The following is a 12,524-nucleotide window of genomic DNA, read 5'->3' as shown; positions in this document are numbered from 1 at the left end:
GTATAAAGTGGAAAAAGAAATCGAACTGGAACTTCCCCGTGGGGAAAAGCCAAAGGAAGGAAAAACAGAAATGGCAGAAAAAACAGTGGAACTGATGTCTGGCTCACCGCTTGAAATGAAGCTGGAAGAAGTTTTAGGTAAGGTTACTGCTATGGAATCAGCTATGACAAAAATGACAGCATTGTTTGAGGGAGGTGCATTTAGTGGAAAAGCAGGAAAAGAATAAAACAGAACAGAATCCCATGCCTCTTGGCATGATTCTGGATCATGCAAGGGAGGACATGACAAAATCAGTAGTTGCACTGCAACAGAAATACGGGCTTCCGGCAAGTCTTCTTGATGTGATCCTGACAGGCGTGCTGTCAGAAGTTCGGGAAATGAAGTGTATGGAGTACAGGCAGCTGAAGGAGGGAGAAAAAGATGGCAAATGTCACAACGTATCTGAATAAGATCCTGTCTGCGGTATATGGAAAAGATGTCAGGCAGAGTATTTATGATTCCATCAATGCAATCAATACACAGGTGGAAGGGTATGTATCTGCTGAGAAAAGCCGTGTGACAGCGGAAGCTAATAGAAATAGTGCTGAAAAAATCAGGGTATCAAACGAGAACGATAGGGAAGCCGCTGAAGAGGAACGTTTAACAAATGAAGCAGAAAGGCTGGAGATATATGATGATCTGTGCTCTCAGGTAGCTGATATGCTGGATGAATTGAAGAATGTGGCAGAGGGGAAAATTACATTTTCTGCGATTTATCCTGTGGGCAGCATTTATATGTCCGTGAATAACACCAGTCCGGCATCCTTGTTTGGCGGCACATGGCAGTCATGGGGAAGCGGACGTGTTCCGATTGGCGTAAACACATCAGATTCAGAATTCTCTACATTGGAAAAAACAGGTGGAAGTAAGTATCTGCAGAGTCATACCCATACTTTTACCGGAACAGCGGTCACGGTGACAGGTGGGTCACATTCCCATACGCTTCCATATCCTGTTCCTTCAGAACCGGGTTATGATTACGAAGGAGAATCTTATAATGCTCCTTTTGGTACTTATAGTCCGCAGAGTGAACTGATAGAGGAGACAGATTCAGAAACCCACAGCCATACTTTTACGGCAAAAGGTACACTTAGTTCAACCGGAATAGGAAACGGTCAGAACCTCCCGCCTTATATCACCTGCTATATGTGGAAGCGTATTGCATAATTTTAGTAACTGGTATCTCTTCGGAGGTGCTTTTTTTATACCCAAAAATCAAAGGAGGAACTCATTATGAAGGAATTTTGGAACACGGTACAGTTTGTTTTTACAGCAGTAGGAGGATGGCTTGGATATTTCCTTGGCGGATGTGATGGCCTGATCTATGCACTGCTTGCATTCGTTGTGATCGATTATCTCACGGGAGTGATGTGTGCGGTCAGCGATAGGAAGTTATCCAGTGCAGTAGGTTTCCGTGGAATCTGCAGAAAGGTCCTGATCTTTCTGCTTGTCGGAATTGCCAACATCTTGGATGTGCAGGTGATTGGTACGGGCAGTGTGTTACGGACAGCGGTGATCTTTTTCTATCTTTCCAATGAAGGCGTGAGCCTGTTGGAAAATGCATCGCATCTGGGACTTCCTGTGCCGGAAAAGATCAAGGAGGTTTTGGAACAGCTCCATGACCGTTCAGAGAAAGGAGAATAACCGCTATGAACAAGAAAGAATTTATCACAGCGGTTGCAGGATATGTGGACAAGTATGCTTCAGCGTATGGTATTCTTGTCCATTCTTCTGTTATTGCACAGGCAATTTTGGAATCCGGCTGGGGGAAAAGCACCCTGGCTGCGAAATATCATAACTATTTTGGATTGAAATGCGGAACAAAGTGGAAGGGCGGTTCAGTTAATCTTTCAACTAAAGAAGAATACACACCCGGAACACTGACGTCAATCCGTGACAATTTCCGTACCTATTCTTCGATGGAAGAAGGAGTAAAGGGATATTTCGAATTTATCCAGCTTTCCAGATACCAGAACCTGAAAGGCATTACAGATCCAAGGAAGTACCTGGAAATTATCAGGGAAGACGGTTTTGCGACCAGTTCTGATTACGTGAAAAACTGTATGGCTCTGGTAGAGCAGTATGAGCTGAAAAAATATGACAATGCAAAGGAGCGAGAGACTATGGCAAAAACAGCAGCAACATTGATTGCACAGGCAAAGGCATGGGTCGGATGCCGTGAGGCAGACGGATCCCATAAAAAGATCATTGATACTTATAATGCACACAGACCATTGGCAAGAAATTATTCGGTAAAATATACCGATGCGTGGTGTGCCACGTTTGTATCAGCATGTGCCATTAAGACAGGCATGACGGATATTATCCCGACAGAGTGCGGATGCGGTCAGATGATCGCCCTGTTCCAGAAGCTGGGGGAATGGGACGAAAATGATGCAAGAGTTCCAAGACCGGGGGATATTGTTTTTTATGACTGGGATGATTCCGGTAAAGGTGATAACACCGGATGGCCGGATCATGTAGGAATTGTAGAAAAGGTATCCGGCAGTACGATTACGGTGATTGAAGGAAATAAAGGAAATGCAGTAGGGCGGAGAACCCTGCAGGTAAATGGAAAATATATCCGTGGATATGGAGTACCGAAATACAACAGTGGATCTTCACAGAATACTTCTTCTGGGAATGCCGGTGTGAGCAGCAGTTCTGGTGGTATCAATAAAACACCGAAATGGGTAGGGAAGGTTACGGCTTCATCCTTAAATGTCCGCAAATGGGCAGGAAAGGAATATGGCAGGATCAAATCTTATCCATATCTGTACAGAGGGAATCTGGTAGATGTCTGTGATACAGTAAAGGCGGCAGACGGAAAAGCGTGGTATTATATCCGTATTGCAGGAAAATACTATGGATTTGTTTCTTCGGATTATATCGTGAAGGCATAGGAATATGGCTGATGGTCAGTAATGGCTGTCAGCCGTATTTTTTTCAGTTTATGCCAAGGAAAGAGAGGTGAAAGGTATTCAAGAAAACACTTGCTATTATTGGCTTTCAGAGTGATATATAGACTACCAAAACGGAAGGAGGTATGGCTTGTGGAAATTCAGATCAGGGAAGGCAGCAGGGAGCAGAAAAGAAAATTAAAAGTCTGTGCATACTGTCGTGTATCGACAGATGCGGATGAACAGGAAAATTCGCTGGAAAATCAGGTCAGGCATTATGAGATGGTCATAAAAGCCAATCCGGATTATGAATATGCCGGAGTTTACAGTGACTTTGCCATATCGGGATTTAAAGAAAAGAGACCCGGTCTGCAGAAGATGCTTGCCGATGCAGAAAAAGGTAAGATAGACCTTATATTAACAAAATCAGTATCACGTTTTGCAAGAAACACCTCAATCGTTCTGGAAGCTACACGAAAGCTGAAAGAACTGAATGTAGGTGTTTTTTTTGAACTTCAGAATATCAATACGCTGTCAGGGGAAGGGGAGCTGATGCTTACGATCCTTGCAGCATTCGCACAGGCAGAAAGTGAAAGCGGAAGTGCTGGTGCAAAGATGGTTTACCAGCGAAAGTACGAGGCAGGAATTCCCGTACAGTACCTTGAGCGGTCTTTCGGTTATACAAAAGACGAGAGAGGAGTATTTGTTGCTGATGAAGCAGAGGCTGTATGGGTAAGAAAAATCTATAAGATGGCAGCAGAGGGATATACTCCTGCATCGATCAAACGATACCTGAATGAAAATGGGATAAAGACGGTAGGCGGTGTGCAGTGGGTAGACAGTACCGTGTTCCGTCTTCTTGAAAACGAGATTTACAAAGGCGATTACATCATGCACAAGCATTTCGTGAATGAAGAGAGAAAACTGGTCAGGAACAGGGGAGAAGTGGATGCATGGTACATCGAGGATGACCATGAAGCTATTGTTTCCCCGGAACTCTGGCAGAAGGCACAGGATGCGTTGGAAGCAAAACGGGATTATCTTGCAGAAGGCTCGGTAATTAAAAAATTTACGGAAGAAAATTATCCATACATGAACAAAATTTATTGTGCCAAATGCGGATATCCGCTTTATAAACGGATCTACAGTAAGGGCAACAGGCTCAACTGGGGATGCAGCGGGATGAAACGGTATGGGAAGTCCTTCTGCGATGGGATCAACATCCCTGATGGTGTGCTTCGGAGTGCATGGCATTTTGAAGAAAACACCTACATTGACGAAAAGGCGTCAGATAAAGGCGTGAAGGAATTTTCCTACTTAAAGGAACGTTCATGGAAAAGAAGGCATAAAAAGAAACAGCCGCCGTCATTTCCAGAAAATACCGAAGCAGAGTATCCGTACAGGGATAAGATTTTTTGTGCATTGTGTGGAAGCAGACTTGTAAGGTATGTAGAGACTAAAAACCATAAAGTTACATGGATATGCAACGGAAGAAAGCGGAAAGGGAAAGACTTCTGCGATGGGACAAGGATTCCAGACCACATCCTGAAGGGATGGGGAGAAATCAAAAAAGATATTTATATTCAGAGAAAGGATGATAAGAATGGCAAGAAGCATTACAGTTATACCAGCAAGAAACCGTCAGGCATCGGGGCATAGGGCAGCACCGCAAAAGAAGATAAGGGTTGCAGCCTACTGCCGTGTATCAACGGATCAGGAAGACCAGCTCCACAGTTTTGAAGCTCAGGTCGATTATTATACGAAGTATATCAATGATCATGAAAATTATGAAATGGCCGGCATCTATGCGGATGAGGGTATTTCGGGAACCAATACGAAGAAGAGGGAGCAGTTCAAACGTATGATTGTGGATTGTGGGAAGGGAAAGATCGATCTTGTCATAACAAAATCCATCAGCCGTTTTGCCAGAAATACGCAGGACTGTCTGATGTATTCCAGAAAGCTGAAGAACCTCGGAATCGGCATTATTTTCGAGAAGGAAAATATCAATACACTGGATTCCACGGGTGAGCTTTTATTTACGATCTTAAGCTCCCTTGCACAGGATGAATCGAGAAACATTTCAGAGAACTGCAAATGGGGAATCCGTACAAAGTTCAAGAACGGTGAGATGCATCTCAATACATTCAAATTTTTGGGGTATGACAAGGATGAGAATGGAAAGCTCATAATCAACAGAGAACAGGCAAAGACGGTAAGACGCATTTACAGGGATTTTCTCTGGGGGCTGAATCCTGCACAGATTGCGAAAGAACTGGAAGAGGAGCAGGTGCCGGGATGTCTCGGACAGACTAAGTGGTATGCGAGCACGGTGATCGGAATCCTGAAACAGGAAAAGCATATGGGTGATGCGTTACTGCAGAAAACCTATACGGCTGACTTTCTTACTAAGCGTCAGGTAAAGAATAACGGGGAAGTGGCACAGGTCTATGTAAGGGACAGCCATAAGGGAATCGTTGATAAGGAAACATGGAATGCGGTTCAGGAAGAATTTGAACGCAGGGAGAAATTCATGCAGAAGCATGGGACAGACCGCTACAGTTACGGTTCAGAATGTTATCCCTTCTGCGAAAAGATCTTCTGTGGGGAATGTGGAAGCCTTTTTACAAGACATTCCTGGAAATCAAGAGGAATCATACAATGGCAGTGCAAGAATCACCGTAAGGATGGAAAAGTTGCATGCACCAATGCCTATGTAGATGATGCGGATTTGGAAAAGGGATTTATAAAGGCATTCAATCGATTGGTCGGTGAACGGGAAAAGCATATAGAAAGATGGAATTCCATGAAATTAGATGGGACTCCGCTTGAGAAGATAAGGGCGGGGCAGATGATGGAAGCAACCGAAAGCGGACAGCTTCAGCAGTATGTTCCTGAAGCCGCACAGCTTGTTTTGGAAGAAATAACAATATTCGGTGCAAAGAAATATGAGTTTGCATTCTTGGAAGGCAGCAGGGTAAAGGTTTCCGTATGATCATTCGGAAACCTCCTCATCATCACCCAAGCCAAATAAGTCAAGCTGCCCGTTCTGAGGCATATCATCAGTTTCTTCTTCCAGTTCTGGTTCATCAGCTTTCTTCTGTGGGAGTTTATGCGTGTAGAGCTTATCCCACGGAAGCGGATTCCGGCATTTTTTGTTATATCCGATAAGGATTGCCTCTGCAAATCCAAGAGAGCCGGAACGCCTGTCCTTGGCAGTGCGTGCCAATTCCTTGATGGATATTCTTCCCAGTTTTTCTTTGAAAATATCATCTTTGACCGCATCGCCATAGGCATTCAGAAAACGTGCCAGTCCATTCATCATGTTTGCACTAAAGGACTGGGCAGCACCTTCCCATGTTGCGACAATCAGGCGGATCACATGATCGAGCATGTGATAGCCGTATTTGTCGTGGATGGTCTCAAGGGTAGCAACGGCACAGATACCGCCAGGAACAGAAGAAGAGGTGATGGAAAGGTCATAAGATTCCACTAGATCACGGATGATAAGCTGTTTATCATTCCCAGCCTCAATGTTTGCCATGAATATTTCATAGGGAAGCAGGGGCTTTACATACTTCATCTGATTAGCAAAAATATCGGCTTCGTGTTCGTAAACGAGGTCATCATAGACCATGCACCATACAGGAGTCTCTCTTGAACCGGAGACGAGTGCCACGATTTCAATGGTGTGCTGTCCGTTAAAGACATAGTTGATGCCGTTGCGGCGGCTGACTTTTACGGGATTTATCTGGTACAGATCGAAGTTCGCAGCGGCACGCTGGACATGATTCTGTGAAAGATTTCTCTGATATTCCTGGTTGGATACAAGATTCCTGATGGGAATCTGCTCAAAGTGTACTTTGGGAACATACTGCATGAGATCAGTTTGTTCCGATATTGCTTGGTCATCTGTCATTTAAATCCTCCTCCAACTGCGTCAGCAGTCTGTTTATTTTTCGTATAAGGTTTATGATCTGTGTCCTAACTTCTTGCCGGGCAGAAGCGGATGTGGAAGAAAAATCCGTAAGTTCCATTGTCCTTGATATGGTTTTGGACCATGAAGGAATGGTGAATTTAAGGCTTGCCAGTTCTGCATCTGGGTCAATGACGGGCATCTGTTTGATGCCAGCCTCGGCACTTTCCCTTTCACGTCTGCGCCTTCGGGAATCCGGTTTTCCTGTAGGAAGCCGCTGCCATCGCAGTTCATGTCGTAACTGCGAGTAGCCGATGCGGTCGATCGAACCGCTGTCGAGCAGTCTTTTAAGTCCATTGATATCTTCGATGGGAAGTCTTGACAGCTCTATGACATTTTCATGGGATACACGGAGACTGCCGTTTAATATTCTGGATGTTATTTCCGGTCCTTTGATGCGGAGCTCATCGAGTGCTCTTGCGTATACATCGTATTTTGTAACAGTGGAAAAGCCGAAGTTATATTCTTTCCCGATAATGGTTGCAATCTCCGTTTTCTGTACATACTTCTGGGATATCTGTCCGTCTGCGTTGAGCTGTTTCTCAGGATGATTTTTCAGAAAATCAGCACTGGCAATATTCATGTCTGCCCGGAAGCGTCTGCCGATAAGATATTTTTTGTATTCGCTTGTAAGGTCATTCCGTTTAAGCTGCTCCGTACATATGTAAGCTTCTGCTTCGTCACGGCTCTGGAAGAAGAGACGGCGTATATTGAAGCGTATATCCCATTTACGGCAGATGGAATATCGGAGATGTCCGTCTATGAGGATGCTTCCCCAGACACATATGGCTTCGTGGCAGCCGTGGTCAAAGATATCTTCTTCGAGTTCTTCTACATATTTTTCATCCCTTGGCTGGATAAGCTGCAGAAATTCAGCATCGGTTTCAAATTGTGGTGTCTGACTGTCGCTCATACTGTTTTTCCCATTCTGACAGGCTCATCCACGAGGATACATTCCTGCATGGAAAAGCTCGCCAGCCCTTCGTTTTTATTTATTGCACCATAGATACGGTAGGATCTGTTATTGGAAAGTTCCGTATTGGTCTGCCTTAATGTCTGGAGCAGTTCACGGCTGTATAATTCGTAACTGTTTCGGATATCGGAATAACATGACCTGACATGGTGGGCAAGGTAATCCTGACGGACGCTTTTTTTGACGGCAATCATATGGGAGTCGGGATTTACCAGAAGCTGGATATATTCCGGATCACCGAGCATATGAAGGGTAAGCTTATGTATTCGGATGCGGTTTTTCTTTAAATCAATGCATAGGATTGGCTGCGAAGAGGGATGATTGCTCATAGTGTGTTTCCTCCTTTTGTGGTTTGGTTGGATTTTCAGGTTCTTCTGACGGTCTGTTTTCGGAAATTCCAAAGACTGCATAGCCGTCAAACATATTGATCTGTAAGTTGCTCTGGTGTTCCTCAACCGGCACACCGAACTGGTTCTGCCATTCCGCTGGATATGTAGGCGTCCGGGATGTCTTTATCTTTCCATCGTCTTTTGCTGTACGCACATATATTTCGGGCGTGGTAAGGTCAAAGACGAATAAGAGTTCATTATCAGACCGTATCAGTTTGCCGAGTAGTTTATAACGGTAACTGGAATTCCATCCCATCAGGGTTATGACCTTGGCAAAAAAGATCCGGCATGTGATCTGCCTTGGGGAACGCTTCTTTGTAGTAGAACACCATCGGAATGAGTCTTTTTCATCTTCCTGGCATGGGCGGACAGCAAGTTTCTTTTCATCCGGGTTCACAAGAATCTGTACAAAATCTGTCTTAGGCAGCTTTTTGATACATGCAGTATTTACGGACACTTTGTTGGCATTAAAAGTAAAGGACGGTTCATAGGTGTGGGCGAAGAATTCTCCACGCACTACCTGATAACCTTCATAGCTGAAGGCATCGTCCTCGATGATTTGTAAGTCCCTTGAAGAGGACTGGATTAAGGTTTCATTGTTTGGTTGTTCATTCATTACGGTTCTCCTTCATGTCAGACATGAGTTGTTCTATGCTTTTTTCTACTTCATCAGGACTGGTCACCTGTATGTCTGAATCTTTGTATGCAACTGCTTCGTTGGAAATGGTGTTCTGCTCATTGAATCTGGCAAATTCTTGTGCCTGTGCATGGCAGTAGTAGTTGCTGCCGAAAGTGTCAGCCCAGTCAGGTGGATAGGCACGGACATTTTTTTTGAGAGTATCGGTAAATGGTTTTACGTCCGTTGGCACATCTGGTATCTGCTGTTCATCGATCACATCATTTGGAATAAAAATTTCAGTCTCTTCCAGATTAAAGATAAGGACAGCATCGGATCCGTTTCCACGCTTTATTCCTGTTATGCGGTATCTGCAGTCTGCGTTCCAACCGAGAAGTGCATAGATAGTAGGCATAAAAGCCGTACCGCTGATTGCCCTTGGGATAGAAACATTCTCTCGCTTTTTTGACCACTGCATGGCATTTCGGTGCGTCTGTAGGACTGCCCTTACGGCAAAGAGATGTTTATTTGGGTGGATCAGAAGTTCTATCAGTGTACTGTCCAGTTTTCTGACAGCAGTGGTTGAAAACTTGATATCATTTAGGCTGAATGTCACGGTAATACGGTCAGTGCTGTCAAAAAACTGTGAGCGTGCAATTTCATAACCGCGCAGGTCGAAGTCTCCAGACTGTACTTTCACGGGTGATGAGGGAGGAAGAAACTGCTCCGTACCACTATATACACTTAGGGAAGCATTGATATAATCATCCTCTTTAAAGCCTGCCCATCGTGGGTTGATAGATACAAAGCCTTTCAAAACTCCATCTGGCAGGACCTTTAATTCCGGCAGTATTCCTTTGTTTCCATACTTAGCATTGCTGATGAGCCGCTGTACAGCAATGAAATCGTCACGGGATACAATTGCTTCATGGTGATTGCGCTTTCTATATTGTGGACGGTTCTGCATGTTCTTTTTTGATTTGTGATTCAGGTAATTCGGAGTATAAGTCTTTCGGGCAAGAACATCACCGCAGTGTCGTTCGTTCTGCAATATCTGAAGGATTGAACCAGGAGACCATACAGTATTTCCTTTTTTAGTTTCACAACCCAGTTCCGTCAGGGTATCAGCGATTTCCTGACAGGTGCAGCCGTTTAAGTACATCATAAATATCAGACGCACGATTTTTGCTTCCCCTTCATTTATTACAAGATTCCCGTCTTCATCGTGGTCGTAGCCGAGAAGAGTGGGAGTGAGGAATATTCCCCTTCGGAATCGCATCTCAATGGAAGCATTCATGATTTCACTCTTGGTATGGCTTTCCTCCTGTGCAAGGGTGGCCATGAAGGAGAGGACCATTTCGCTTTTCGGATCAAAGGTATTCAATCGCTCTGTCTCGAAAAAGACACCGACCGGATGTGGGAGAGCCAGCAGTTCACGGACATATCCAATGCAGTCTACAACATTCCTGGCGAAACGGGACACGCTCTTAGTAACGATAAGATCGATTTCTCCTTTTTTGCAGTCTTCAATCATCTGCTTGAACTGATCACGGTGCTGCAGGGAAGTACCGGATATGCCTTCATCCGCATAGATCTGTACAAGTTTCCAGTTTGGACTTTTGCTGATGACATCGTGGTAATGGTTTTTCTGTAACTCATAAGAAGATGTCTGTCTTGGATCGTCAGTGGATACCCTTGCATAGACGGCTACCCGCTGTTCGTTTTCAACAGCGAATATATCTTCCTGTGGAAGTGCCGGAATTACATCAAGCTCATCAATGCTGACCCCTTTATATCGTTCCCTGATCTTATTTTTCTTGTCCGCAATGGAGCCGGATTTCTGTTCATTTTCTCTCATGTCTTACCACCTTTTTCTTATGATGTGGTTTATTATAAAATTTTCATAAGAAAATAAAATAGACCATACGGACAGGCATATCCGTATAGTCTATTTCAAAGCGAAATTTTATGTGTGAAAATAGTGTGCCGCAGCATCTAGGCTTCGTCATCCGAGATATGCCATCCGTTTTTACGCATGCTGTCGATACTTGCTTTTACCATTTCATAAATGAAGCGCTTTTCATTTTCGGTGCATTCAGCCATCAACAGATCAAGGTCAGTCTGATAGGCGGTCGGATTATGAAGCTGGACTCCGGCGAGCAGCTCATCGACTGTTATTCCAAGGGCGTTTACAATTCTAATGATAGACTCAAGACTTGCTTTGCGTTTGGCATTCTCAATATGGCTTATGTAGGAGATGGAGAGTTCCGTTTCCTCTGCAAGCTGTGCCTGTGAAAAATTGTTCTGTTCCCTGACTTCCTTAATGCGGTATCCTATCTGTTTATGATTTACAGATGCAAGTGATTCATTCATAATGTTACCTCCTGTTTCTTTTTCTTACGCAAATAGATTATCCGTCAGCGAGTGATAAAAGGTTATGTAATTTAATAAAGTAGAGTGGAGTATTGCCGGATAACAAGGTGTCAATATATGTAGACATTTGTCGAACGATTTTGATTGATGGGCAGTATAAAAGATGCTATGCTGATGATGGAACTGATAATATGGAAGTGAAAGAAACAAGGAAAAACAAGGAATTATAAGAAATACATATTGAACTGCGGTGTGCTGCTGTTCATATTTTTTTACCCTTATAGTAAAGTACAATGGAGTAAATTACTAAAGAAATATGGTTCTAATATTTATTCTGGTTTGCGGTTAAAATAAATGTATCGCAGAGCAGAAGAGAGGTGTAATTTACTTGCGTACAGAGGACTATATCCCGAAAAGGGTAAAAGAATTATGCAGCAAGCATAAGGTTTCCAAGTACCGACTCGCACAGCTCACTGATATGTCACAGACCGCTTTAGGGAATATAATCAAGAAAGAGAGCATTCCAACGATACCGACTTTGGAAAGAATCTGTGATGCATTCGGAATTTCACTAGCACAGTTTTTTGCCGGGGACGGCATGAGACCAGATCTGACAGATGAGCAGGAAGAGATATTGGAAACATGGGATAACCTAAATACTGATGAGCGGAGAATTTTAATGAACTTCGTGAGATCTTTGAAGAAATAGGGGAAGCAGTTCAATTGTATCTGATTGATTGTTTCCCCTTTTTCTATGCGCTTTCCACGGCAGAAGAAAGCAGTGAGGATACAGAATGAATGTAAAAGATGAGGAGTTCAAAACAAAAATCTACGATCTGATGAATGGAAGCTACAATCTTGAGGAATATCCGGTTGCAGAAAGTAGCCTGGTAAAAGACGAATTTGCAGAAGGGGAATACTGTGAAAAATTATATTCGCAGATGTTGGAAGCCTATGAGAGGGTATGCAGAAGACTTGGAAAGCCAGGCACAGAAGATGAAGATGTGGAGATTATCATATCGAACCTCATGAGCATAGGCAGACATCAAAGTATGAAGATGTTTGACTATGGAGTGCTTTTTACAGAAAGAGAAAATAAACAGTAATGTGACTGTAGAATGGTGTGACTGTAATTGGATGGCTGCACCATTTTTTGATATAATAAAAGTGATTTGAATTAGTTGAAACTATATGAGCATAGAAGTATAAAAGAAAAACAGCTTAAGCTCAAATACATTTAAAAATTATGGGAGAACAT

15 protein-coding genes and 1 pseudogene are annotated in these 12,524 nt (G+C 43.5%); 10 read left to right on the top strand and 6 right to left on the bottom strand.

Annotated elements, in window-relative coordinates; all coding sequences use genetic code 11:
• Positions 1-7 precede the first annotated feature (7 nt).
• The 7 genes from ACIRUQ_RS05830 to ACIRUQ_RS05800 all read left to right on the top strand — a co-directional run bounded on the left by ACIRUQ_RS05830 (position 8) and on the right by ACIRUQ_RS05800 (position 5,934).
• The gene (locus ACIRUQ_RS05830; RefSeq protein ID WP_044997927.1) at positions 8-226 is read left to right on the top strand and encodes a hypothetical protein; all 219 of its coding nucleotides are present in this window, start codon (positions 8-10) and stop codon (positions 224-226) included.
• Positions 204-449 (top strand): hypothetical protein, encoded by a 246-nt coding sequence (locus tag ACIRUQ_RS05825; protein WP_044997928.1) that lies wholly within the window; start codon positions 204-206, stop codon positions 447-449. The genes ACIRUQ_RS05830 and ACIRUQ_RS05825 overlap by 23 nt, the downstream gene beginning before the upstream one ends.
• Entirely contained in the window at positions 421-1,206 is a 786-nt protein-coding gene (locus ACIRUQ_RS05820; RefSeq protein WP_055290026.1) for a phage baseplate protein, read from the top strand. Before ACIRUQ_RS05825 ends, ACIRUQ_RS05820 begins: the two co-directional genes overlap by 29 nt.
• Positions 1,207-1,272: 66 nt before the next feature.
• The gene (locus ACIRUQ_RS05815) at positions 1,273-1,683 is read left to right on the top strand and encodes a holin family protein (protein WP_055290028.1); all 411 of its coding nucleotides are present in this window, start codon (positions 1,273-1,275) and stop codon (positions 1,681-1,683) included.
• A gap of 5 nt (positions 1,684-1,688) precedes the next feature.
• Positions 1,689-2,942 carry a glucosaminidase domain-containing protein gene (locus ACIRUQ_RS05810; RefSeq protein WP_055290031.1) on the top strand — a complete coding sequence of 418 codons (1,254 nt, stop codon included), beginning with the start codon at positions 1,689-1,691 and terminating at the stop codon, positions 2,940-2,942.
• A 150-nt stretch (positions 2,943-3,092) separates the two neighbouring features.
• A complete protein-coding gene (locus ACIRUQ_RS05805; RefSeq protein WP_242853592.1) occupies positions 3,093-4,598 on the top strand; it encodes a recombinase family protein in 1,506 nt (501 codons plus the stop codon).
• A complete protein-coding gene (locus ACIRUQ_RS05800) occupies positions 4,543-5,934 on the top strand; it encodes a recombinase family protein (RefSeq protein WP_055290034.1) in 1,392 nt (463 codons plus the stop codon). The genes ACIRUQ_RS05805 and ACIRUQ_RS05800 overlap by 56 nt, the downstream gene beginning before the upstream one ends.
• Here the strand turns inward: ACIRUQ_RS05800 and ACIRUQ_RS05795 are convergent, their stop codons facing one another.
• The 6 genes from ACIRUQ_RS05795 to ACIRUQ_RS05770 all read right to left on the bottom strand — a co-directional run bounded on the left by ACIRUQ_RS05795 (position 5,935) and on the right by ACIRUQ_RS05770 (position 11,266).
• The gene (locus ACIRUQ_RS05795; RefSeq protein ID WP_055290036.1) at positions 5,935-6,858 is read right to left on the bottom strand and encodes a DUF6551 family protein; all 924 of its coding nucleotides are present in this window, start codon (positions 6,856-6,858) and stop codon (positions 5,935-5,937) included.
• Positions 6,848-7,828: a hypothetical protein gene (locus ACIRUQ_RS05790; RefSeq protein ID WP_055290038.1), complete on the bottom strand. Its 981-nt coding sequence runs from the start codon at positions 7,826-7,828 to the stop codon at positions 6,848-6,850. The genes ACIRUQ_RS05795 and ACIRUQ_RS05790 overlap by 11 nt, the downstream gene beginning before the upstream one ends.
• Positions 7,825-8,217: a hypothetical protein gene (locus tag ACIRUQ_RS05785; protein WP_242853593.1), complete on the bottom strand. Its 393-nt coding sequence runs from the start codon at positions 8,215-8,217 to the stop codon at positions 7,825-7,827. The genes ACIRUQ_RS05790 and ACIRUQ_RS05785 overlap by 4 nt, the downstream gene beginning before the upstream one ends.
• A complete protein-coding gene (locus ACIRUQ_RS05780; RefSeq protein ID WP_055290042.1) occupies positions 8,177-8,893 on the bottom strand; it encodes a hypothetical protein in 717 nt (238 codons plus the stop codon). The genes ACIRUQ_RS05785 and ACIRUQ_RS05780 overlap by 41 nt, the downstream gene beginning before the upstream one ends.
• Positions 8,886-10,751, bottom strand: a complete 1,866-nt coding sequence (locus tag ACIRUQ_RS05775; RefSeq protein WP_055290044.1) for a recombinase family protein — start codon at positions 10,749-10,751, stop codon at positions 8,886-8,888. The genes ACIRUQ_RS05780 and ACIRUQ_RS05775 overlap by 8 nt, the downstream gene beginning before the upstream one ends.
• A gap of 137 nt (positions 10,752-10,888) precedes the next feature.
• Positions 10,889-11,266, bottom strand: a complete 378-nt coding sequence (locus ACIRUQ_RS05770) for a helix-turn-helix domain-containing protein (RefSeq protein WP_055290046.1) — start codon at positions 11,264-11,266, stop codon at positions 10,889-10,891.
• Positions 11,267-11,744: 478 nt separating this feature from the next.
• On the opposite strand from ACIRUQ_RS05770, the pseudogene ACIRUQ_RS05765 reads away from it, so the two are divergent.
• From ACIRUQ_RS05765 to ACIRUQ_RS05755, 3 genes and pseudogenes are all read left to right on the top strand, one after another.
• Positions 11,745-11,792, top strand: a pseudogene (locus tag ACIRUQ_RS05765) (hypothetical protein); the annotation flags it as partial.
• A gap of 12 nt (positions 11,793-11,804) precedes the next feature.
• Positions 11,805-11,975 (top strand): hypothetical protein, encoded by a 171-nt coding sequence (locus ACIRUQ_RS05760; RefSeq protein WP_404856558.1) that lies wholly within the window; start codon positions 11,805-11,807, stop codon positions 11,973-11,975.
• A gap of 85 nt (positions 11,976-12,060) precedes the next feature.
• A complete protein-coding gene (locus ACIRUQ_RS05755; RefSeq protein WP_055290050.1) occupies positions 12,061-12,372 on the top strand; it encodes a hypothetical protein in 312 nt (103 codons plus the stop codon).
• The last annotated feature ends 152 nt before the right edge of the window (positions 12,373-12,524 follow it).

The organism is Eubacterium ramulus, assembly GCF_045002895.1.
In the GTDB taxonomy this organism is placed as follows: Bacteria; Bacillota; Clostridia; order Lachnospirales; family Lachnospiraceae; genus Eubacterium_I; species Eubacterium_I ramulus.
This window is presented reverse-complemented; position numbering and strand designations above follow the sequence as displayed.

Bases quoted from the DNA above. Each gene is read 5' to 3' on its own strand.
- ACIRUQ_RS05770 (WP_055290046.1), bottom strand. From the start codon at position 11,266: ATGAATGAATCACTTGCATCTGTAAATCATAAACAGATAGGATACCGC.
- ACIRUQ_RS05785 (WP_242853593.1), bottom strand. From the start codon at position 8,217: ATGAGCAATCATCCCTCTTCGCAGCCAATCCTATGCATTGATTTAAAG.
- ACIRUQ_RS05795 (WP_055290036.1), bottom strand. From the start codon at position 6,858: ATGACAGATGACCAAGCAATATCGGAACAAACTGATCTCATGCAGTAT.
- ACIRUQ_RS05755 (WP_055290050.1), top strand. From the start codon at position 12,061: ATGAATGTAAAAGATGAGGAGTTCAAAACAAAAATCTACGATCTGATG.
- ACIRUQ_RS05820 (WP_055290026.1), top strand. From the start codon at position 421: ATGGCAAATGTCACAACGTATCTGAATAAGATCCTGTCTGCGGTATAT.
- ACIRUQ_RS05775 (WP_055290044.1), bottom strand. From the start codon at position 10,751: ATGAGAGAAAATGAACAGAAATCCGGCTCCATTGCGGACAAGAAAAAT.
- ACIRUQ_RS05790 (WP_055290038.1), bottom strand. From the start codon at position 7,828: ATGAGCGACAGTCAGACACCACAATTTGAAACCGATGCTGAATTTCTG.
- ACIRUQ_RS05810 (WP_055290031.1), top strand. From the start codon at position 1,689: ATGAACAAGAAAGAATTTATCACAGCGGTTGCAGGATATGTGGACAAG.
- ACIRUQ_RS05800 (WP_055290034.1), top strand. From the start codon at position 4,543: ATGGCAAGAAGCATTACAGTTATACCAGCAAGAAACCGTCAGGCATCG.
- ACIRUQ_RS05780 (WP_055290042.1), bottom strand. From the start codon at position 8,893: ATGAATGAACAACCAAACAATGAAACCTTAATCCAGTCCTCTTCAAGG.
- ACIRUQ_RS05815 (WP_055290028.1), top strand. From the start codon at position 1,273: ATGAAGGAATTTTGGAACACGGTACAGTTTGTTTTTACAGCAGTAGGA.